Genomic DNA, 22497 nt, shown 5'->3' with positions numbered 1-22497 from the left:
AGAATCCGATTAACGCTGATAATGCATCAGGCTTCCGAGCAGCCGCCCTAAGGTGTCACGCATATCTGGACGACGAACGATCATGTCGATAGCGCCGTGAGCCAGCAAAAATTCACTGCGCTGAAAGCCCGGCGGCAACTTCTGGCGAATGGTTTGCTCAATAATATTGGGGCCAGCAAAACCCGCGCGCGCACCAGGTTCAGCAACATTGATATCACCGAGCAAGGCTAAACTTGCAGACACACCACCGTAGATCGGATCGGTCATAACTGAAATATACGGCACACCATTTTGTTTTAAGCGCTCTAATACCGCACTGGTCTTCGCCATTTGCATTAGCGAAATAAGCGCTTCTTGCATGCGGGCGCCACCGGAGGCGGAAAAGCAAATCAGTGGGCAGCGCTCTTTAAGCGCAACATTGGCGGCTTGGGTGAATTTCTCACCTACAGCAGAGCCCATAGATCCGCCGTGAAAATTGAATTCAAAAGCGACCACAACTACTGGCAATTCTTTAACGCTGCCTTTGTAAGCGATCAAGGCATCCTTTTCACCGGTTGCTTTCTGCGCGGCGGTTAAGCGATCGCGGTATTTCTTTTTGTCTTTAAATTTGAGTCTATCAACAGGCTCAATATGGCTAAGAATCTCTTCGCGCCCCACTTCGTCTAAAAACAAAGCGATGCGACGGCGTGCACCAATACGCATATGGTGGTCGCACTTTGGGCACACGTCTTGATGACTTTCTAGCTCCGGCCGGTAAAGTACGGCTTCGCACTTAACGCACTTTTTCCAAAGACCTTCTGGCACCGACCCCTTTGCACCACGGCGCTCTTCCGAATCAACCCGTCGCACTCCCGAGGGAAGAATCTTATCTACCCAGCTCATAATCCATTCCTGTAGTCATTATTCGTCTATTTATAATTTATGCACGTGATCTGCTGTGCATTATTTTACCCTATAAATCCGATCATGAGCAGTAGCGCCGTCAACAACGGCGTATTTATCAGGCGTCTATGGCCGCTCTTATCTCGCCAATCAGCGAGGCCGCCACTGCAGCGCGCTCCGCGTTTGCTAATGAGGCATCGCTAGCGACCAAGCGCTCTATCAAGGCACTACCAACCACAACACCCTCACACAAAGGCGCTAAAGCAGCCGCAGAAACACCATCTTTAATACCAAAACCCACGGTGATGGGGAGATTAGTAAAGCCCTTAATGCTCGCTAGCTTCTCAGACACCGCTTTGATATCTAAATTACCCGCACCGGTCACACCATTCAGTGACACACAGTACAAATAACCGCTGGCTAGCGAGGCGATTTTTTTAATTCTATCGTCACTGCTCGTTGGCGCTAACAAGAAAATATTGTCGATACCAGCTGCGCGCAGTATCTTGCTCGGCTGCTCCGCTTCTTCGGGTGGCATATCAACCGTCAGTAGGCCATCAACACCCGCCAATGCAGCGCGATCCGCAAAAATCTGATAACCCATGCGCTCTATCGGGTTGGCGTAACCCATCAGCACCACAGGGGTTGTCTCGTCCTTGGCGCGAAACTCTGTCACCAGCTCGAGCACCATGGTTAACGTAACCTTGTTAAGCAAAGCGCGCTCGTGGGCGAGCTGAATAACCGGACCTTCCGCCATTGGATCTGAAAATGGCACACCTATTTCAAGAATATCCGCACCTTGACGCACTAATTCATGCATAAAGGCCACGGTTATGGCAGGTTCCGGGTCACCGGCAACAATATATGGCACCAGTGCCTTGCGCCCATCTTTCTCTAGTTTTGCAAATACAGCTGCTAAACGACTCAAAGTACTTCCTCGTTATTCAATGCCAATACCGTCGAGGGTAGCGACGGTATGAATGTCTTTATCACCTCGGCCAGATAAGTTGATCACAATAGTTTGCTCAGGGCTCATGGTTTTCGCTAATTTCTCAGCATAGGCCACCGCATGCGCAGATTCCAAGGCAGGCATTATCCCTTCAACTAGGGTTAATTTACGGAATGCTGCCAGCGCTTCATCATCATTGATAGCGACGTAGTTCACCCGGCCCATATCTTTTAACCAAGAATGCTCTGGACCGACACCGGGATAATCCAAGCCGGCCGACACTGAGTGGGTCTCAATAATCTGACCGCCCTCATCCTGCATTAAATACGTGCGATTGCCATGCAAAATACCCGGAGTACCATCGTTTAAGGGCGCCGCATGGTGCCCAGTCTCAACGCCATAACCACCCGCTTCAACGCCATACATCGCCACCGACTCATCATCGAGAAAGGGATGGAACAAACCAATGGCATTGGATCCACCGCCTACGCAGGCAACCAGAGCGTCAGGCAAGCGACCGTTCTGAGCCAAGCACTGCTGACGCGCCTCGCGGCCGATCACAGACTGGAAATCCCTAACCAACATCGGATAAGGGTGCGGACCAGCCGCAGTACCAATAATGTAGAAGGTATCGTCAACATTGGTAACCCAGTTTCGCATCGCCTCATTCATGGCATCTTTAAGTGTTTTAGAGCCCGATTTAACGGACACAACCTCAGCACCCAACAATTTCATGCGATAAACGTTTAAGGCCTGACGATGAATATCTTCCTCGCCCATAAACACCTGGCAAGTCATACCCAAACGAGCGGCTACGGTTGCCGATGCAACACCGTGTTGGCCGGCACCGGTTTCAGCGATAACATGCTTTTTACCCATATACTTTGCCAGCAGGGCCTGACCAACGGTATTGTTTACCTTGTGGGCGCCAGTATGGTTGAGGTCTTCGCGCTTGAGATAGATCTTTGCACCACCGACTTCCTCAGACCAGCGGCGAGCATAATACAGCGGCGACGGGCGACCCACGTAATGGGCTAAATCGTAATCGAACTCAGCCTGAAATCCAGGGTCTTTGCGCAGCCTACGATACGCTGCGTCTAACTCATCTAGAGCGAACACCAGCGTTTCTGAAACGAAGCGGCCGCCGTAGATGCCAAAATGCCCAGCGGCATCAGGAAACTGGCTAAAATCAGCTTTACCTACCTTGCTATTCACTCAATCCTCCCGTCGATCAGCACACCTGATCGCTGTAATAAATTCTGTCATTTTTTGCGCGCATTTTATCCCTGGCGCCAGTTCCACACCACCGCTCACATCCAGGGCATAAGGATGACAAGCTGCAATGGCGGCACTGGCATTGCTAGGCTTTAAACCACCGGCAAGCACCACAGGGATGTCTATATTGCTAGGAATACGCTGCCAGTCAAACGATTCACCTGTACCGCCCGGTACGCCGGGTTTATAGCTGTCCAATAACAAGGCACTTGCCGCTGAGTAGGACCGTATTGCGGCACTCAAATCCAGATCATCGCGCATCCGCAATGCTTTCATATACGGCATCGCAAACGATGCACAAAACTCTGCTGACTCATCGCCATGAAACTGTAGAACGTCAAGCGGGCAGCACGCCAAAACCTCGCGTATCTCGGCAGCATCTGCATTAACAAATAAACCGACCTTGCTCACAAACGGCGGCAGCATCGACATAATATTTGCGGCTTGCTCAATACTGATGACGCGCGGACTTTTAGGATAAAACACAAAGCCTAAGGCATCAGCTCCTGCATCGATCGCGGCAAGCGCGTCTTCAGCTCGGGTGATACCACAAATTTTTACGCGGGTACGGAACACTTGGATGTACTACCAGACAATTAATCGGATCGAATACTAACAAATAACTACATTATCTGTCTGTAGGCGCCGCCGCTAACTGGGAACAAAATCAGGGCCTATTGGTGATTTCGGCAAATTGAACTCAGGCGGGTAGATTACGTCAACCAAATACAAGCCATCAGGCTTAGCGGTGACACCACCTTGATTGCGGTCTTGGCTCGCCAAGACCTGTTGCGTCCAACCTGGCGGCATTTGACCACTACCCACAGCAATAAGAACGCCAGCAATATTCCTCACCATATGATGCAAAAAAGCGTTTCCGCCAATATCGAGCACAATATAGCGACCACGGCGACTCACATTAGCGAAATGAATATTCCGCCTCGCGCTTTTAGACTGACAAGAAGATGCCCGAAACGCACTAAAGTCATGCTCGCCCAGCAAGACCTGCGCTTCACGATGCATAAGATCTGCATCAAGGGGATGATCGACCAAGGTTAAGCCATTGACTAAATGCGCAGAGCGGCGGGCTTGATTGAGGATAATATAGCGGTAACGCCTAGCAGTTGCAGAAAAACGGGCGTGAAAATCACTGGAGACACTCTGAGCCCACTGCACCGCAACATCGCCGGGAAGCTTGGCGTTCACTCCGGCCACCCAGGCCCTTAAAGAACGCGCAACCGGGGCATCAAAATGCACCAACTGATAGGTAGCGTGAACGCCGGCATCGGTACGGCCAGCACAAATAACCGTCACTGGCGTGGCGGCAATCGCCGAAATAGCGTCTTGAAGTGCGTCCTGAACAGTAGCAACCCAAGGCTTGGTTTGACTTTGCCAGCCTCGGTAGGCGCTACCCTGATACTCCAAAGCCATGGCTACCCGGCATCCGACCGGCAAGAGATCATCCGCAAATCGGTCGAAACTACCCACATCATTCATAAAACAAATTCAGCCAATACTTATCCAATATTATCTAACAACGTTTGAGCATCGGCTTGCTGCTGAGTATCGCCCTCTTGCAGCACTTCTTCCAACATTTCACGCGCGCCTTCGCTGTCACCCATATCGATGTATGCGCGGGCAAGATCTAACTTTGTTGCGACGGACTCGGAATCAAGCAGTGAATCGAAGCCTTCGGCATCGTCCTCTCCGGCATCGAACTCATCGAAGACCAGATCCTCTAGGGCAATCGCGTCACCGTCAATATTGACAGTATCGGCATCGTCGATCGGAGCCGCGGGAACAGGTGTTTCGACTAGAGGTGTATCGACGACAGGTATTTCGGCAGCAGCCTCTTGCTTCTCCGCAGTTGAACCAGAGTCAACCTCAATATTGTCGCTAGGAACCGCGCTATCGTTTAATTCCAGATCATCGTCAAGAAAGAAGGATTCATCAACATCGATGTCCAGCTCATCCGCAGTAGAGCTGGCTTCGCTGGCGCTACTGAGCTCACTAGGCATATCAAAGTCAGATAACTCAAGATCGAGCTCGTCGGACTCGGCATCCACATCAAGCGACGACGAACTTGTGTCAAGGGTATCCGAGAGATCCATATCAAACTCGGAAAGATCCAGCTCCTCACTATCAGTATCGTTGTTACTAAGCTCCTCACTAGTAACGCCAAGGGCTTCGTCTTCACCCGACTCTGGTGTTGTTAGAGGTGCCTCCACGGAGCCAAGGTCTGCGACCTCAGCCAAGGCGTCGCTCGAGGCATCAAGATCACCGACACCAACGTCTAAATCACTATCACCTAAAGTATTATCACCTAAGCCGCTAGCACCTAAATCAGTATCAGCTATGCCATCATCATCTATGCCGATTGCGCCTAATTCAAGATCTTCAAAATCTAAATCATCTACATCTGTAGACTCAAGCTCCTTGGCCTCAAGGTCAGTAAAATCCAAGCTAGGAACATCTTCGTCTTCGAAAGAAACAATGTCGTCATCTAAGGCATCGCCCTCATCTGGAGTCGAGCTTAATTCGCTCAAGACATTTTCATCTAAACTGACATCGTCTAGTCCGTCGAAGCTGATATCAAGCTCATCGTCCTCGACCACAGCCTCTGCGGAAGGAGCAATGTCATCACTGCTTAGTGCCGCAGCCAAATCGTCACCTGCGGTGGCGCTGTCATCTACCAGCGCTGAAGGTTCTTTAGATGCACCGCCAAAATCACCATCGAAATCAAAATCTAAATCTGCAAGATCAACATCCAGAGACGCCAAGGTATCTGTATCCGACGCTGCATCTGCGTCAAGCTCCTCGCTTGCAGCAACACCGGCATTGTCTTCAGCATCAACATCCCCTTTGGCATTGTCATCAAGCGCATCGTCCAACTCAAAGTCTAGGCCTTCATCGTCGAGGCTCAGGGCATCCGCGTCATCGTCAATATCAAAATCTAAATCTGTTATTTCCTCACTAACCGAGCTATCCGGAGCAGTGACTTGCACGGTGTTATCAGATGATGCCGACAAGTCATCACCGAGCCAGTGGCTTACACCCTCAATAGCCGACATTGATTCCTTAACACGGGCAATGGCGTCATCGTCATTTAATGCCCGCAAGTCTTGATAGGCTGCCTCGAAATTACTCTGATCCCTAGTATCTAGATAGATATCAATCAGTTTCAAATGCAGTTCGGTGTTATTACGGTCCTGAGCAATCGCGGTTTTCAAGAGGCTTGCAGCTTGATCATAGCGGCCGTATGCCACATAAATCTCAGCTTCAGCAACGACATCACCAGTTTGCGCTACCACCGCGTCAGCGGCTGGAGCATCAACATCGTCAACACCCCTTAGCTCTTCAGATGCAGAATCCCCGGCAAATGCAGACAACGCATCTTCTGTGTCAGGATCATCTGCGAGCTTATCGAAATCAAAGTCTTCAGCGCTGAAAACAACGTCCGCGTCACTTTCCTCACGTATTTCGTCGCTGCCATTGGCAGCAGAATCAGCATCAAACTCTCCACCGCTTGCAAACAAGGCAGGAGACTCCACTGCCTCGCCCGCCGCCAAGTCATTGTCGAAACCGGTCAAATCGGCATCTTCATCCGCCGCTCTGCGACCGCGAACCAGCAGTACCAATGCAGCCAGCAGCGCAAGCAAAAGGCCAACGAAGATGACAAGGTTTTGGCTGACCCAAGCTTGCAAAGCTTCAAGCGGCGTCTCGGTAATCACTGGTTTTGAGGACGCGGCAGGCTTTGCCGCGGGCTTGTCTATTATCGTTTGTTTAGCAGTTTCAGTGGCTGCGATCTTTTCTGCTGCAGCATCAGGGCTGCCTACTGAAGCTATCTCGGTCTCCGCCTCAGTCCCCGTCGGCGCCACCATCGCATCAGCTTCAAGCGCAGCATCAGCCTCAAGCGCAGCAATATTCTCAGTGCTCATTGCCGGCGACTCGGGCAAAGGCTGACCACTTTGCAACGCTGCGAGCTGACTATTTTTGAGCGCAATTAAACTTTGTAAAGTCTGTATTTGCTTTTCCATTTCAACAACACGATTTTGTATCGCACCGTTTTCAAGCTTGGACTTCTCTAGGTTTTCCTGTTCTTCTCGGATTTGCTCTCGCAAGATGTTCGCTTCATTTGCAGAGTCGCTATCATCGGCTCCACCAAGTGAAAATTTAACCGCCTCATCTGCACCTTCTGGCGCGGGCACTTGGCTCTTTGCGGTCGCGTCGATTTGCGGCGCCATTGGCGCTGCCGATGCAGTGTTTGGGCTAGCTTTAGTCTTCGCGGCTCTGGCGACTTTCTCGCCCCGCCACTCCTTTGCCTGTAATCGTATTTCCTCCACCGCTGCCTGATGATCGATGTCGCGAACTTCTGCTTCTGATGGCACGCGCAACACATAACCGGACTTAATCTGGTTGACGTTGCCGTTCACGAAGGCTTGAGGGTTCTTTTTTGCCAAGGCCAGCATTGTTTGCTGGGTAGTAACATAGGAGCTTGGACGCAGCGTGGTAGCAATGCGCCACATCGTATCGTGGTGCTGAATGCGGTATTCACTGGGATTATCTGCAGGTGGTAAATCTTGCTGCTGCGCCGGGCTGCGAGCTACAGGCGGCGCACGATCTACCGCACCAATAGAACCACCGGGCTCCCGTGCTTGGCCAGCAGGTGCTGCACTTGCTGCACTTGCTGCAAGCGGGACATTTGGGCTGGCAGCTGGCGCGGCATTACTAAGATTAATAGCCCGCGACGGACTGTCATCGGCATAAACAGGCAAATCTAACAGCACAGTATATTCGCGAATCATTTTACCGTTAGGCCAGCGCGCCTCAACGATAAAATCAAGATAGGGCTCAACGACTGAGCTCAAGCTAGTAACAACAATACGTCCGTTACCGCCGCCCACTAACTCAACTTTAAATTGTAATTTGGATAAGAACTGGCTGCGATCAACGCCTGCATTTTCAAAGGCAGTTGCATCCGCAAGCCGCACTCTTATCTGGTCAACATTCAGTTCACCAATATCTCGGAGAGGAATTTCCGCGCGAAAAGGCTGATTGAGCAGCGAATCAAGTGTTAACTCACCCATACCGAGTGCACTAACTAATCCGCTGTGCAGGGCCACAACTGTCAGCCCCACTTTCGCCAGCTTTTTACGCATCATACTGTCACCGTTTGTGTATTAACGCCTTCCGCCAGCACTCGCTAAATGGACTGCGTTATTATAAAGAATATCCACTGGGCAAATCTTGCCAATGACGCCTTGACGTCATTTCTCTAAACAACATCCATAGATATAAGCTAGATATTGATTTTTATCAAGATTTTAAGCAATTCAATAATATTAATCACCGCGCCATTACGAAGATTATCACCGACGACAGTGCAGCGAAAGGCCGTTTCATCCTGCCTGTCACCACTTAGCGCCGAAATATCAATTGTATCACTGCCCTGCAAATTAACAGGCGAGGCTTCTGCGGTGTCGTCGAGTGGAAATAAACGAAATTTCTCGTTCTCTGCTAGCTGCTGCTTCAACAGTGAAACATCAACACGATCAACACAGTTCACTCGCAGCATAGCAGTATGACCATAAAAAACCGGCACCAACATCTCGCTAGCAGAGACCGCGGCCGCACTGCCACTTGAGTTTAGCAGAGTCGCCAAGCCATGTTCTAACGCCGCAACACTACCGCCCTGCCGCGAAAGTACGTTGAACGCCATTTGCTGCCCAAACGGCGACGCCTCAGGCGGCTGGCCATTTAATAAGCGTGCGGTTTCTGCCGCCAAAGTTTCCACCCCTAAGCGGCCCCAAACTGACACCGGCTGACCGATCGCAAGATTAACCGTCTGGATACTGCCCTGCGGCAACAAACGTAATAGCGCTGACACGTGACTGCTCACTGCGTCGGCTATTGCAAATAAGCGCGAATCACTATCAAGGGGTGAGCCTTCACAAAACACCGGAACATCGCCGCGCTGCGCCAGCGTATCACTACAATCTAATACACGGATGCCAGCGTCTTCGGCGGCGTCAATAATCGCGAAATCACTAAAACCTTCGTTTAGGAAAATTGCCACATCAACACCGCTAAAATCAGCAGCGCTAGACTCATGGACCGCAAACGGTCTACCGCGATACATAACGGTTTCGCCGTCTGCGCCATCTGCAAATGCACGAATACTCTGAACACCTAGCTCGGCATCAGCGAGTGCGGTTAGGAGTAATTCGCCCTCAAGGCCGCAAGCCCCAAAAACCGCAACACACTTGAATGTCATTATTTAATATCACCTAATAAGATTCGCAACATACGACGCAGCGGCTCTGCAGCGCCCCATAATAATTGATCGCCCACAGTAAACGCAGACAGATATTGATCACCCATATTCAGCTTGCGCAAACGCCCGACTGGCACGTGCAGTTTACCTGTAACCGCGGTAGGGGTTAATTTCTCCAGAGTTTCGGCGCGATCATTTGGTACCACTTGCACCCAGTCATTCGCCGCCGCAAGAATAGCTTCAATCTCGGCTATCGAAACATTCTTATTGAGCTTGATCGTCAATGCTTGGCTGTGGCAACGCATTGCCCCAACGCGCACGCAGTTGCCGTCGATGGCGATTGGCGATTCAGCGCGACCCAAAATTTTATTGGTCTCCGCCTGGCCTTTCCACTCTTCACGACTTTGGCCATTTTCCAGCTGGGTATCAATCCATGGCAACAAACTACCCGCCAAGGCGTGTCCAAAATTTTCAGTCGGGAATGCATCACTGCGCATCGCCTCGGCCACTTTGCGATCGATATCTAAAATATTTGAACGCGGATCAGCTAACTCAGTGGCAACGCTGTCGCGCACTGTTCCCATTTGATTAATCAGTTCGCGCATGTTTTGCGCACCGGCGCCACTGGCCGCCTGATAGGTTTGGGCACTGACCCACTCGACCAAGCCCTCGCGAAATAAACCGCCAATCGCCATTAACATTAAGCTAACGGTACAGTTGCCACCAATAAAATTCTTAACGCCCTTATTCAAGCCATCTTTGATTACGTCGAGGTTGACGGGATCAAGCGTGATAATGGCAGTGTCGTCCATACGCAGTGACGACGCCGCATCAATCCAGTAACCGTCCCAGCCAGTTGCGCGTAAAGCGGAAAAAACTGATTTGGTATAATCACCGCCCTGACAAGAAATAATAATATCCATGGCCGCCAATTCGGCAATATCGTTAGCGTCTTTGAGCGCGTCGATATCACGACCAATTGCCGGCCCCTGGCCACCTACATTTGAGGTGGTGAAAAATGTCGGCTCGATAACATCAAAGTCTTTTTCTTCCAACATCCGCCCCATCAGCACAGAGCCAACCATACCGCGCCAACCTACAAACCCTACCTTCTTCATAATTACTCCTGAACTCTTTGGTGTTGAAATCATTGCTGCACAGCTGCCTTATTCTCAGTAGAGAATAAATAGCGGCCAGCGCGAGATTTCCTAGTTGAATTTATGCTGCAGCTAAAGCCGCAAGAACCGCATCGCCCATTTCAATGGTTCCCACCATGGTGCTGCCGTCTGAATATATATCCGCCGTGCGGAAGCCCTGATCGAGCACCGTACTGACCGCATCTTCAATACGCTGCGCGGCAGCTGGCTCATTGAGGGAATAGCGCAGCATCATCGCCACCGACAGTATTGTCGCCAGCGGATTCGCCTTGTTTTGACCTGCTATATCAGGGGCAGAGCCGTGGCACGGCTCGTACATACCGCGACCATTTACATCCAGCGATGCCGACGGCAGCATGCCAATAGACCCCGTCAACATAGCCGCCGCATCTGACAAAATATCGCCAAACATATTACCCGTTACAACCACATCGAACTGCTTAGGCGCACGCACCAGCTGCATTGCCGCGTTGTCGACATACATATGACTCAGCTCAACATCGGGATAGTCTTTAGCCATCTCATCCATGACTTCACGCCACAGCATGGTCACCTCTAAGACATTAGCCTTATCGACGGAGCACAGACGACCGCCGCGTTTTTGCGCCAGTTCAAAGGCCACTTTAGCAATACGACGAATTTGTGACTCATTGTAAACATAGGTGTTATAACCTTCGCGCTCGCCATTTTCCAGTACGCGAATACCACGGGGTTGGCCAAAATAAATACCGCCTGTGAGCTCTCGAACAATAAGAATATCCAGACCAGCCACGATTTCCGGCTTCAAGGAAGAGGCATCAGCAAGCTGCGGATATAAAATCGCGGGACGCAAATTACCAAACAGATCTAAACGCTTGCGAATTTCAAGTAAACCCGCTTTCTCAGGGCGCTCTGCCGGCGGCAATTTATCCCATTTTGGACCACCCACAGCGCCAAGTAATATCGCATCGGCCTGCTCACAAATAGCAAAGGTCTCAGCGGGAAGCGCCGAGCCGTGAGCATCAATTGCAGAACCGCCGACCAAGGCATGCTGCAATACTAAGCCCAAGTCGTGGTCCTTATTGACCCATTCCAATACTCTAGCAGCTTCGGCCATTATTTCATGGCCAATACCATCACCGGGTAACACCGCAATATTTCTCTGTTGACGATCAGTCACACTAATATCCTTTCAAAATAAATATGATTTTTTGACTACTACGCCTGTAACGTTTAGATGCTGTGCTCGCGAAACAGCCATGGCGATTTCTGCTGCCACTTAGCTTCAAACAAGCGAATGTCGTCGGCATCTTGCAAGGTCAAACCAATATCATCTAGGCCATTCAATAGGCAGTGTTTACGAAAACTATCAACCTCAAACGCTATAGTCTCACCTGCAGGTGTAATCACACTTTGTGCGGCTAAATCGATGGCCAAAGTAAAGCCTTCATTCGCGTACATTGCTGCGAATAGCTCTTCTACTTTTGTCGCTGGCAACACAATCGGTAATACGCCATTTTTAAAACAGTTATTAAAAAAGATATCTGCAAAGCTTGGCGCAATCACACACTGAAAACCGTAATCTTCCAGAGCCCACGGCGCGTGTTCACGACTGGAGCCACAACCAAAGTTTTCCCTTGCAATGAGAATAGACGCACTTTTGTAGCGCGGAAAATTCAAAGGGAAATCGGCATTTAAGGGGCGGTTAGAACTGTCCTGCCCGGGTTGTCCCTCATCCAGATAACGCAATTCATCAAACAAGTTTGGCCCAAAACCACTGCGTTTTATAGATTTTAAAAACTGCTTGGGAATAATCATATCGGTATCCACATTGGCACGATCCATCGGTGCCACAATACCTTCAAGAACTGTAAATGCTTTCATCATTATCTCCTTAGATCCATTCCCGCACGTCGACAAAATGACCGGCAATTGCCGCCGCCGCTGCCATCGCAGGGCTGACCAAATGGGTGCGTCCGCCAAAGCCCTGACGACCCTCAAAATTGCGGTTAGAGGTAGAGGCGCAGTGCTCACCAGCACCCAGCTTATCGGCGTTCATTGCCAGACACATTGAGCAACCAGGCTCACGCCACAGCAAACCCGCTGCCAAAAAGATCTTATCCAGGCCTTCTGCCTCAGCTTGCTTCTTCACCAAACCAGAGCCCGGCACGACCATCGCCTCTTTGACGTTCGCGGCCACCTTCTTACCACGCACAACCGCCGCCGCCTCACGCAAATCTTCTATTCGTGAATTGGTGCAAGAACCGATAAACACACGGTCAAGCTTAATGTCGGTAATAGCCTGTCCTGCAGTCAGTCCCATGTAATGAAGGGCGCGCTCACAGCCGCTGCGCTGGGCTGGGTCGGTGTAATCACTAGGTCCGGGCACAATACCATTAACTGGCAATACCATTTCTGGGCTTGTTCCCCATGTGACTTGCGGCAGAATATCCCCGCCATTTAAAACAACCGTTTTATCAAATACTGCGTCGTCATCACTGTGCAAGGTATTCCAGTAGGCTAAGGCCAGTGGCCATTCGCTGTCGTTCGGTGCAAACGGACGGCCTTTAACATAGTCGATGGTAGTGTCATCGACCGCCACCATACCAACCCGAGCTCCGGCCTCAATGGCCATATTACAAATGGTCATACGGCCTTCAAGGGACAGCTTGCGAATGACCTCGCCGCCAAATTCGATGGCGTAGCCATTACCACCGGCCGTACCAATTTTGCCGATGATGGCCAACACCACATCTTTAGCTGTCACACCCGCACCGAGCGCACCATCTACCCGCACTAGCATATTCTTACTTTTCTTTTGGATAAGGCACTGAGTAGCCAGCACATGCTCAACTTCAGAGGTGCCTATACCATGTGCCAGCGCCCCTAAGGCGCCGTGGGTTGCAGTGTGCGAATCTCCGCATACTACGGTCATTCCGGGCAATGTAGCACCTTGCTCAGGCCCCACCACGTGCACAATACCTTGACGCACGTCATTAATTGAAAATTCAGTGATACCAAACTCATCACAATTTTCATCAAGAGTTCGCACTTGTATCCGCGATACTTCATCGGAAATAGCTTCTACACCGCCGCTGCGCTCAACGCGCTCAGTTGGCACATTATGATCTGGTGTCGCTATGTTGGCAGTCACACGCCATGGCAGACGACCGGCCAAACGCAGCCCTTCAAAGGCCTGCGGAGAGGTTACTTCGTGCACCAAATGACGGTCGATATAAAGCAACGCCGTGCCATCATCGCGCTCTTTTACCAGATGCGCATTCCACAATTTGTCGTATAGCGTTTGTCTAGCCATGATCTTGCCCCGTGTCGTCCTAAGCTGAATAGCTTCAGCGTATTTACTAAATCTATAAGACTAAAGCCAATGCATGCTTTAGCTTTGATGGCAGCAATATTACCCAGCGCAATCAAATAACACAAATTCATATTTTTCATTATTTGCATTCCAATATGGAATGGTAATATTCTATTGCCCATGGATACCGACTCTTTAAAAGCATTTCTCGCCGTTGCCGAACAACACTCTTTCTCGCTGGCGGCCGAACAGCTGTACATCACCCAACCAGCGGTGAGCAAGCGTATCGCCGTCCTAGAGAGCCAGTTAAATTGCAAATTATTTGACCGTATTGGTCGCAATGTTCATCTCACCGAGGCTGGGCAGGCGCTACTGCCGCAGAGCCGACGAATTCTTCAAGATATTAAAGAAGCGGTTCGCAGTATTCAGGATTTAAGGGGTGACGTCAGCGGTCGCTTATCTATGGGGATAAGCCACCACATTGGCTTGCATCGCCTTCCCCCAATATTGCGCAAGTATAGCCAACTGTATCCAGACGTTAAGCTCGATATCGACTTTATGGATTCCGAACAAGCACACCAACTTATTCTCCACGGCGAGATGGACTTGGCGGTAATTACGCTGTCACCCACCGGCGAGCAACAATTACTACCCATACCTATTTGGAACGACCCGCTTACTGTCACTGTCGCCCACAGTCACCCTTTAGCGAAATACACCAGCGTCAACGCAGAGATGTTGAGCCAACACACCGCCCTACCGCCAGGACTCAATACGTATACTGGGCAAATCATTAAGGAATTATTTGATCAACGCGGCCTCAAGATGAATATCGGCATGTCTACCAATTACCTTGAAACCATCAAGGTCATGGTCAGCATTGGCTTGGGCTGGAGCATACTACCGCTGACCTTGTTGGACGACAGTGTGAAGGCGCTCGAATGGGAAGGCCAGGCACTAAGCAGAACCCTTGGCTGCGTGCATCACCGCAATAGGAGTTTATCTAACGCCGCCGAGGCTTTTATTGAATTACTGCGCGTCGCCAGTAAAGAAAACTTTGCTTAACGCAGCACTGGTCGCAACTTCTTGAGCAAACCAGACATAGACTCCGGCGTATCAGCATCGAGATAAATCCCCTCGTCATCTAGCTCAAGCACCTCGATATTTTTGGTGCTCGCCTCCGCAATAACACTTCGAGCGCCCTCATCACCGCTTAAGGCCGACAATGCTGGCCAGTACGCCCGACCGAACGCCACAGGATGACCACGCAAACCACCGCAATGAGGAATAACTATGCGATCGGACCCAGCGAGCGCGGCAACCCGACGTATTGACTCAATTCTTAGCAGGGGTAAATCTGCCGGCATAATCAATAATGAGTCCGCCCGCGATTGCGACGCGATTGAGCTAAGCGCATCAGCAATACTTGAACCCATGCCATCCGCCGCGTTGGACGAAAAAATGCAGGGCGCACCCACTTTTGCAGAAACGTCATCCGCTGGGTCAAGCACCACACTCACATCGAGACCGGCTTTTCGAGCGCGACGAACCAAGGCGTTAATGAGTACGCCGCCATGCGGTAATACAGTGAAGCGTTTATCTGCCTCGCCAAAACGCCGGCTTTTACCCGCAGCCATAATAATCAGTGGCAGCGTCATTATGTCATCCGCCATTTACCGTGCGGGCTTTAGATGCCGTCGACCTAAGCTGGGTAAGCTGAGCCATAATAGCCAGCGCAATTTCCATCGCCGATTTACTGCCAATCGGCAGGCCAACCGGAGCGTATAGGCGATCAATCTGCTCGTCACTAATATCCAACTGCTTAAGCCGCTGACGACGTTTTTCTGATGTTCTCACCGAGCCCAATGCGCCAACATAAAATAGTGATTCGGTTAAGGCCTGCATCAAGGCCATGTCATCAATTCGGGGATCGTGGGTTAAGGTAATAACCGCGGTATAAGGATCTGCAAACTCACTCACCGCATCATCCGGCATGGAGGCACTCAATTCAGCGCCAGTCACCGCCCACTGGTCTCGCCTGTCTTCGCGGGGATCACAAACAATCACCCGATAATCCATTGCCAAAGCAATTTCGGAAATACACCGCGCCAGCTCGTTTGCGCCGATTAGAAGCAGGCGATATCGGGGACCAAAATCCTGAACCAGCACATTCCCAGTAATACTAAGAGGCTCACACTCTGTAATATCTTCCAGCTGCCACTGCCCAGTGCCTATATTAACTTGCCTGCGCTTCGCCCGCCTGTGGTCCAATGCGTTGCACAACTCACCCAACAAAATACAAAACTCAGCGGACGGGGCTAAGGGCTCAACTAATATCTGCATTCGCCCACCACAAGGTAAACCAAAGCGCTCATTCTCCTCTGCACTTACCCCATATTCGAGAATTTCGGGATGAGTAGCTGCCAACTCGCCACGCCTTAACTTGTCTAGTAGCTCTTCTTCGATACAGCCGCCCGACAAGGAGCCAAACACCACACCACGGCTATCCATCGCCAACATGGAACCCAGCGGTCGCGGCGAAGCACCAAAGGTTTTAACCACCGTGCACAGCCAGCCGAACTCGCCCTTAGTAAGAAATTCGATTGCCGCGCCAAGCACGATCTGTTCAATACTTTTCACTATTCAAGTCACTCAGCATAATCATGAGACAAAAAAAACGCCGCTTGCGCGGCGTTCTGATCTATCGTTGCTATGACAAAATCAATACCAGCGGTACGTTGCCGAAAGCGCTACAGTACGCGGTAAATCGACAAAACCATAGTGGCCAGTCGAACCGAAAATGCTATTCGCTAAGGGAGTATCGTTAGAGTAAGAAATCACGGTTTCATCCGTCGCGTTCTTAACTAACAGAGCAGCTTCCCAGCCCATGGCAACGTCTGCCAAAGAAAAACGCAGATTCGTCTTAACATACGCGTCTTGCTCTTGGCTTGGATCAAGGTTCTGAGATGAATTAAACTCGCCAGTAAACACGAAGTCAGCACCACCACGGAACTCTATATCCTTGCTTACCATAGTCGTGTAAACAAAGGTTAGGTTACCTGAGTAATCAGCGACATACTGGTTAGTTTTACCCTTGTAATCGCAGAAAGGCTTGCCATTAACATTGCTGTCAGGCGTCTGTCCTTGATAGCACTGACCATTAGCAAAGTCGGTGAACTCAAAGTCTAGGAAGGCCAAGGCACCTGTCATCATCAAGTTCTCGGTCAAAGCCATACGACCGTCCAACTCGATACCCATCGTGGTTGCCGCTCCGGCATTACCGACGTTGAAGCCCAGAGTACCGTCAAAGATACTGACCTGAAGATCGTCATACTGGGTATAGAAAGCCGCAACATTCAACTCAGCCGCGCCATCCAATAAGGTCGTTTTAGCACCCGCTTCAAAGCTTGTTGCCTGCTCTTCGTCATACTCAAAGCTACCAACCAGAATAATTGGAGCACTGTCTGGGTTTTGTAGAGGGCGGATAACATTGGTTTCTGGAGACGCATTTGAACGGGCATCATAACCACCTGACTTGTAGCCAATACTCGCGGTAGCGTAAAGCATCACGTCATCACTCCAATCGTGCTGGAGGTTTAACGATGGCGCTAGATTGCCACCGGACCGCGAGCCCTTCAAATCATGACGCTCCGCAGAAAAGTTCTTGGCAACAACTGTGTCAACTTCACCCACAGCTCTTATTTCACCCGTGCTTATATCACTAAATTCGAGTTTACGACTGCCATCTTTTTCCTCGTAAGAATAACGTAAACCCAAGGTTGCACGGGTCAGGTCAGTCATATTCCAAGTCGCCTGAACAAAACCAGAGAACAATTTGGTGTCTGCAGTAAAGTTACGTGGTGTACCAAGGTTTACTATCTCATCACCCGCGTCACCAATGCCGCCAACAACAATGGGAACCCCATTGATAGTCGGGCCACCCAGCAAATCGAAGGGAGGACGTTCACCGCGTGCGCCAGCTTCCTGCAAATCAGCCGCGTTAATCAACTGAGGAAGGATGTCACTTTCTACACGAATACTGTCAAAGAAATCCAAAGAACTCTGCTGATAAAATGCGCCAGCAATGAACTCAAAGTTTTCACCTACTGGTGATACCCAGCGAATTTCCTGACTGAACTGAGAGTACTCTTCTTCAGCGGCAACACTGAATACTGATGCGCCGGTGAAATCACAGTCACAGAGCTCTGACGTTTCATAACCGAGCAAGCCGGTGATAAAAGTGAAGGTATGTTCGCCCCAGGCGTAATCAACATTTAAAGTTACGTTATGAGTATCGTTATAGCTGAAATCACCGTTCGAAGAACGTTTAAAATCTTGGAAATTGTTTAATACAGAGGAGTCCGCATCAACAGTCACTAGATTAACCGGGCCAACATCAATAGTGGTGAAATCCAGAATCTGTCCGTAAGTACGGCCAGTAAAAGCACCCGTGGTAGAGGTTGAGGGCTGGTCGTTAATAATTTCGATCTGACGACCATTAACATCAAACTGCCCAACTTCTAATTTCAAGGCTGCGGTCAAATTCGCCGTAGCATCCCATTCAAATATGGCGCGAATAGTTTGCTCATCACGCATTGGCTCATCGCGATTAAGGGTCAGGTTTTCCAGATGACCGTCAATCTCGCGCTTACGAATTGCCAAACGCGCACCTATGGTGTCGGCAATAGGGCCAGACACCACAAAATCGATTACTCGCTCATTTGTTTCCACTTCATAGGTTGCAGAAGCCAAGCCTTCAAACTCTTGTCCCGGACGAGCAGAGATCAAGCTTAAAGCGCCTGCAATACTGTTCTTACCGAACAGAATATTTTGTGGCCCGCGCAACACTTCAACCCGCGCCAAATCTAGGAATGGTGCGCGTGACAGCTGAGCACGGCCATAGCTGACACCGTCGAAATACATACCCACAGACTGTTCAAACCCAGGGTTAATACCTGACCCGATGCCGCGAATATAAATATTAGTACCAATACCCGTTTCTGACATGGTCAGATTAGGTACATAGGCTTGCAGATCTTCGACCTTGCTAATGCCGGCTTCCATCATCTTATCGCCGGATATTGCATTTACGGATACAGGAACATCCTGCAAGCTTTCCGCCCGAATAGTGGCGGTAACGATAACTTCTTCAAGGACAGCCGCCGCCATTGTGTATGAAGAACACAATACAATCGCGGATGCTAAAGCTGAGCGACGAAAATTTAATACAGGACGTTTTAAGGTCATATGACCTCCATGTGCGAAAGTTTTATAGTTATAGTGCCACTGACTTTGCGACTGCTGTCAGCGACCTAATCTCGAAATAGCTTATGCCTGCCAAGGTAGCCAAGATGTTTACAATGAGTACAATACCAATTTTACCGAATAGTTCAATGACTTAATATTTATTTTAGTTATTAAAGCATACTTAGACGCAAAGATGGCTGAAAAAAAAGCGCAGCCTAGGCTGCGCTTTCTTAAACTCTCTTTAAAGCCGCCTGCAAACTACCAGCGATAAGCGACCTGAACAGCAACACTGCGGGGACGCTCAACAAAGGCGTAATGACCAATGCTTCCGAAGCTACTATTCGCTAAGGGGACGTCGTTAGAGTAAGAAATGACATCTTCATCGGTCACGTTCTTACCAACAACAGCCACTTCCCAGCCCGACTCAACATCAGACAAAGCCACACGCATATTGACTCGAACATAGCCATCTTGTATCTGACTTGGATCTAAGTTTTGCGAGGAATTGTAATCATCGGTAAAGGTGAAGTCTGTGCCAGCACGGAACTCCATAGCCTCACCAAAAGATCTCGTATACACAAAGCCTACGTTACCAGAGTAATCTGCAACATACTGATTGGTCTTGCCTTTGTAGTCACAATAGTTCGCAGTTGGTGTAATTTGATCCGGCGTTTGCCCCTGATAGCACTGCCCTTGCTCAAAGTCTGTGAATTCAAAATCAAGGAAGGCCAAGGCCGCTGTCATTAACAAATTATCCGTCAATGCAAAACGGCCGTCCAACTCGATACCCATAGTCTCTGCTGCACCAGCATTACCCACGTTAAAGCCCAGTGTGCCATCAAAAATACTGACTTGCAGATCGTCGTATTTGGTAAAGAACGCAGCGACATTTAACTCACCGCGACCGTCAAGGAAGCTGGTCTTCGCACCAACTTCGAAACTAGTCGCTTGCTCTTCATCATATTCAAATGAACCATCAATTGTACCGCCCGGCGAAGCATTAGAACGAGCATCGAAGCCACCTGACTTATAGCCAATACTCGCTGTCGCATAGGCCATTACATCATCATTAACGTCAAATTGGATATTTATTGATGGCGCTAAATTACCTCCGCTTTGCTTGCCCTCTAAATCATGCCGCTCAACTTTGAAAACCGCGGCAAGAATAAAGTCTATGCCACTAGGAACAGTACCATCTGGTGCCTTAGTCACGCCGTTAAGGTCAGCAACCGATAGGTCTCTGGTGCCTTCCTTCTCTTCATACGAATATCGCAGACCCAAAGTGGCTCTTAAACGGTCAGAGGCATTCCAAGTGGTTTGCCAGAATACTGACCATAAGTCGGCATCTGTGGTGAAATTACGTGGTGTTGTCGTATTAGAAAGACTCGCCCCTGCAGCCGCCCCTAGCCTGCTAGCAACAGCACCGGGAAGAATCGGACTATCAATCACAATCTTATCAAAGAACGTTAACTCACTGCGTTGATAGTAGGCGCCACCGATATGTTCAAAGGTGTTACCGGCAGCAGACACCCAGCGAATTTCCTGGCTGTATTGATCGTATTCTTCCTCAAAAGGCACGCTAAATACTGGCGCACCAGTAAAATCACAATCACAAAGTTCCTGAAACTCGTAATTCAGGAACCCGGTGATAAACGTTAAGGTTCCCTCTCCCAAGGCATAATCTACATTGAGGGTCAGATTCTTAGTGCGGTTATTACTGAAGTCACCGTTGGATGAACGCTTGTAATCTTGGGTGGTATTTAATACCGAGGGGCCTGCGCCAAAATTACCAACCAAAGCTTGAGAATAAGTCGGACCGCCAGGGATGGTTGTCGAACGCTGATCATTGACAATCTCAACCTGGCGGCCCAGCACATTAAACTTGCCGATTTCGACCTTAAGCATGGCAGTGAGGTCGGGCGTTGCATCCCAATCTAGAATAGCCCGAATTGTACCCTCATCGCGCTGCGGCTCATCACGATTCAAGGTTAGGTTTTCAATATAACCGCCAAACTCACGCTTACGAATTGCTAAACGGCCGCCTAGGGTATCGGTAATTGGGCCAGACACCATAAAATCAACGATCTTTTCGTCGTGATCGGGTTCATACAAGCCGGAAATCATGCCCTCTTGCTCCTGACCGGGACGAGCAGAAATCAAGCTTAAAGCACCTGCGATACTGTTTTTGCCATAAAGGATATTTTGCGGGCCGCGCAACACCTCAACCCTTGCAAGATCTAAAAACGGCGCGCGGGTCAATTGCCCACGGCCATATGAAATACCGTCGAAATACATACCGACTGACTGCTCAAAACCGGGGTTGATACCAGAGCCAATACCACGAATGTAAATATTGGTACCTATACCGGTTTCTGACATCGATAAATTTGGTACATAAGCTTGAAGGTCTTCAATCTTATCAATACCCGCCTCCTGCATCTTTTCGCCGGCCATCGCATTTACAGAGACCGGTACATCTTGGAGACTTTCAGTTCTAAGGGTTGCCGTTACCAGCACTTCTTCTAACGCCGGCGCAGCATATAAAGCCGGATTTGCACACAAGCCAACTGCCAACACCAACGGTGCGACACGACGATTTACTATGCGCTGTTTTGTCATCTAAGACTCTCCCACAAAGATTTATTTTAATTATTAACCCATGAACTTTGCACCACATCAGTGCCAGACAATAAGGGTTGATCGTAAGTCTAGTCGGTATTTCACAGAAGTAAACTGTGACATACCCTTATATTCGCACATTAAATGTGCTCCTTAGATTACGAATAGTGCGGCTACTCAGATCAATGAAAAAACCGAATAACTACTGATTTTGTGCAGGGTGGTAAATCTTAAAAAACACCGATATCTAAGCCGGCAGCGAAAGCCGCACCCAACTCCTCAGCTTTAGTAAATATCTCGGCATCGGGCCGCCCCGCAGTAATAATAGCCTCCGTAACACAGCGCCATGAATAGCCTCTAGCGATGCGTTCAAACTGCTGTAACGCGCTGCCACCATCGTTACCAGTGCAGATAAAGACGCCATAGGGTCGGTGGATTTCTCTGTCGATAACGGCATAAAACGTGCGGTCAAGAAAATCTTTCATGCCACCGGCAATCGCCCCAAAGTTCTCTGGGAAAAACAGTAAAACCCCATCACACCAGACTAGATCTCGGGTACCCGCCTCTGCGGCCCGCAACAATCGCACCTCAACACTAGGCTCTGCGTCACCGGCGGCTCGACTCGCCGCATAGGCTAGACTTTCATTTCGGCCTGACTGACTGTGGTATACAATCAGCAAATGCTTTTTCTCTATCTCAGCCACATTACTCTCTCACGATTTTCAGCAGCACGCTGAGCTAATAAAACCACCGCGCTGACTTCATTTACAGCAGACGTTAGACATTTATCGATTACGAC

17 protein-coding genes are annotated in these 22497 nt (G+C 49.7%); 1 reads left to right on the top strand and 16 read right to left on the bottom strand.

The window, feature by feature from the left end; genetic code table 11:
- Window positions 1–9: 9 nt before the first annotated feature.
- From accD to leuC, 11 genes are all read right to left on the bottom strand, one after another.
- Window positions 10–882 carry an acetyl-CoA carboxylase, carboxyltransferase subunit beta gene (accD, locus tag AB4875_RS09445; RefSeq protein ID WP_368375814.1) on the bottom strand — a complete coding sequence of 291 codons (873 nt, stop codon included), beginning with the start codon at window positions 880–882 and terminating at the stop codon, window positions 10–12.
- 118 nt (window positions 883–1000) lie between these two features.
- Entirely contained in the window at window positions 1001–1810 is an 810-nt protein-coding gene (gene trpA / locus AB4875_RS09440) for a tryptophan synthase subunit alpha (protein ID WP_368375813.1), read from the bottom strand.
- 12 nt (window positions 1811–1822) lie between these two features.
- The gene (trpB, locus tag AB4875_RS09435) at window positions 1823–3046 is read right to left on the bottom strand and encodes a tryptophan synthase subunit beta (RefSeq protein ID WP_368375812.1); all 1224 of its coding nucleotides are present in this window, start codon (window positions 3044–3046) and stop codon (window positions 1823–1825) included.
- Entirely contained in the window at window positions 3047–3682 is a 636-nt protein-coding gene (locus AB4875_RS09430; protein WP_368375811.1) for a phosphoribosylanthranilate isomerase, read from the bottom strand.
- Window positions 3683–3757: 75 nt separating this feature from the next.
- Window positions 3758–4603 carry a tRNA pseudouridine(38-40) synthase TruA gene (gene truA / locus AB4875_RS09425; protein WP_368375810.1) on the bottom strand — a complete coding sequence of 282 codons (846 nt, stop codon included), beginning with the start codon at window positions 4601–4603 and terminating at the stop codon, window positions 3758–3760.
- Between the two features lie 20 nt (window positions 4604–4623).
- Window positions 4624–8268: a FimV/HubP family polar landmark protein gene (locus AB4875_RS09420; protein ID WP_368375809.1), complete on the bottom strand. Its 3645-nt coding sequence runs from the start codon at window positions 8266–8268 to the stop codon at window positions 4624–4626.
- Between the two features lie 137 nt (window positions 8269–8405).
- Window positions 8406–9380, bottom strand: a complete 975-nt coding sequence (locus AB4875_RS09415; protein ID WP_368375808.1) for an Asd/ArgC dimerization domain-containing protein — start codon at window positions 9378–9380, stop codon at window positions 8406–8408.
- The gene (gene asd / locus AB4875_RS09410; protein WP_368375807.1) at window positions 9380–10498 is read right to left on the bottom strand and encodes an aspartate-semialdehyde dehydrogenase; all 1119 of its coding nucleotides are present in this window, start codon (window positions 10496–10498) and stop codon (window positions 9380–9382) included. Before asd ends, AB4875_RS09415 begins: the two co-directional genes overlap by 1 nt.
- Window positions 10499–10598: 100 nt before the next feature.
- Window positions 10599–11696, bottom strand: coding sequence for a 3-isopropylmalate dehydrogenase (leuB, locus tag AB4875_RS09405; RefSeq protein WP_368375806.1), 1098 nt, complete (start codon window positions 11694–11696; stop codon window positions 10599–10601).
- 53 nt (window positions 11697–11749) lie between these two features.
- A complete protein-coding gene (gene leuD, locus AB4875_RS09400; RefSeq protein ID WP_368375805.1) occupies window positions 11750–12400 on the bottom strand; it encodes a 3-isopropylmalate dehydratase small subunit in 651 nt (216 codons plus the stop codon).
- A gap of 10 nt (window positions 12401–12410) precedes the next feature.
- Window positions 12411–13832 carry a 3-isopropylmalate dehydratase large subunit gene (gene leuC, locus AB4875_RS09395; RefSeq protein WP_368375804.1) on the bottom strand — a complete coding sequence of 474 codons (1422 nt, stop codon included), beginning with the start codon at window positions 13830–13832 and terminating at the stop codon, window positions 12411–12413.
- A 180-nt stretch (window positions 13833–14012) separates the two neighbouring features.
- Between leuC and AB4875_RS09390 the strand changes: the two genes are divergently transcribed.
- Window positions 14013–14897, top strand: coding sequence for a LysR family transcriptional regulator (locus tag AB4875_RS09390; protein ID WP_368375803.1), 885 nt, complete (start codon window positions 14013–14015; stop codon window positions 14895–14897).
- Here AB4875_RS09390 and AB4875_RS09385 read toward each other — a convergent pair.
- The 5 genes from AB4875_RS09385 to AB4875_RS09365 form a co-directional block, all read right to left on the bottom strand.
- Window positions 14894–15490, bottom strand: coding sequence for a nucleotidyltransferase family protein (locus tag AB4875_RS09385; RefSeq protein ID WP_368375802.1), 597 nt, complete (start codon window positions 15488–15490; stop codon window positions 14894–14896). The genes AB4875_RS09390 and AB4875_RS09385 overlap by 4 nt on opposite strands.
- Before the next feature lie 4 nt (window positions 15491–15494).
- Window positions 15495–16472 carry an XdhC family protein gene (locus AB4875_RS09380; protein WP_368375801.1) on the bottom strand — a complete coding sequence of 326 codons (978 nt, stop codon included), beginning with the start codon at window positions 16470–16472 and terminating at the stop codon, window positions 15495–15497.
- A gap of 81 nt (window positions 16473–16553) precedes the next feature.
- A complete protein-coding gene (locus AB4875_RS09375) occupies window positions 16554–19079 on the bottom strand; it encodes a TonB-dependent receptor (RefSeq protein ID WP_368375800.1) in 2526 nt (841 codons plus the stop codon).
- Window positions 19080–19337: 258 nt separating this feature from the next.
- Window positions 19338–21698 (bottom strand): TonB-dependent receptor, encoded by a 2361-nt coding sequence (locus tag AB4875_RS09370; protein WP_368375799.1) that lies wholly within the window; start codon window positions 21696–21698, stop codon window positions 19338–19340.
- A 230-nt stretch (window positions 21699–21928) separates the two neighbouring features.
- Complete coding sequence (locus AB4875_RS09365; RefSeq protein ID WP_368375798.1) at window positions 21929–22402, bottom strand: flavodoxin family protein; 474 nt, start codon at window positions 22400–22402, stop codon at window positions 21929–21931.
- Between the last annotated feature and the right edge of the window lie 95 nt (window positions 22403–22497).

The sequence above is a fragment of the Zhongshania sp. R06B22 genome, assembly GCF_040892595.1.
Classification (GTDB): Bacteria; Pseudomonadota; Gammaproteobacteria; order Pseudomonadales; family Spongiibacteraceae; genus Spongiibacter; species Spongiibacter arctica.
Note: the sequence above shows the minus strand (reverse complement) of the source record. Positions and strands in the feature narration are given on the sequence as shown.

Coding starts and splice junctions, on each gene's coding strand:
- accD (WP_368375814.1), bottom strand. CDS start 882: ATGAGCTGGGTAGATAAGATTCTTCCCTCGGGAGTGCGACGGGTTGAT.
- truA (WP_368375810.1), bottom strand. CDS start 4,603: ATGAATGATGTGGGTAGTTTCGACCGATTTGCGGATGATCTCTTGCCG.
- AB4875_RS09420 (WP_368375809.1), bottom strand. CDS start 8,268: ATGATGCGTAAAAAGCTGGCGAAAGTGGGGCTGACAGTTGTGGCCCTG.
- AB4875_RS09415 (WP_368375808.1), bottom strand. CDS start 9,380: ATGACATTCAAGTGTGTTGCGGTTTTTGGGGCTTGCGGCCTTGAGGGC.
- asd (WP_368375807.1), bottom strand. CDS start 10,498: ATGAAGAAGGTAGGGTTTGTAGGTTGGCGCGGTATGGTTGGCTCTGTG.
- leuD (WP_368375805.1), bottom strand. CDS start 12,400: ATGAAAGCATTTACAGTTCTTGAAGGTATTGTGGCACCGATGGATCGT.
- leuC (WP_368375804.1), bottom strand. CDS start 13,832: ATGGCTAGACAAACGCTATACGACAAATTGTGGAATGCGCATCTGGTA.
- AB4875_RS09390 (WP_368375803.1), top strand. CDS start 14,013: ATGGATACCGACTCTTTAAAAGCATTTCTCGCCGTTGCCGAACAACAC.
- AB4875_RS09385 (WP_368375802.1), bottom strand. CDS start 15,490: ATGACGCTGCCACTGATTATTATGGCTGCGGGTAAAAGCCGGCGTTTT.
- AB4875_RS09375 (WP_368375800.1), bottom strand. CDS start 19,079: ATGACCTTAAAACGTCCTGTATTAAATTTTCGTCGCTCAGCTTTAGCA.
- AB4875_RS09370 (WP_368375799.1), bottom strand. CDS start 21,698: ATGACAAAACAGCGCATAGTAAATCGTCGTGTCGCACCGTTGGTGTTG.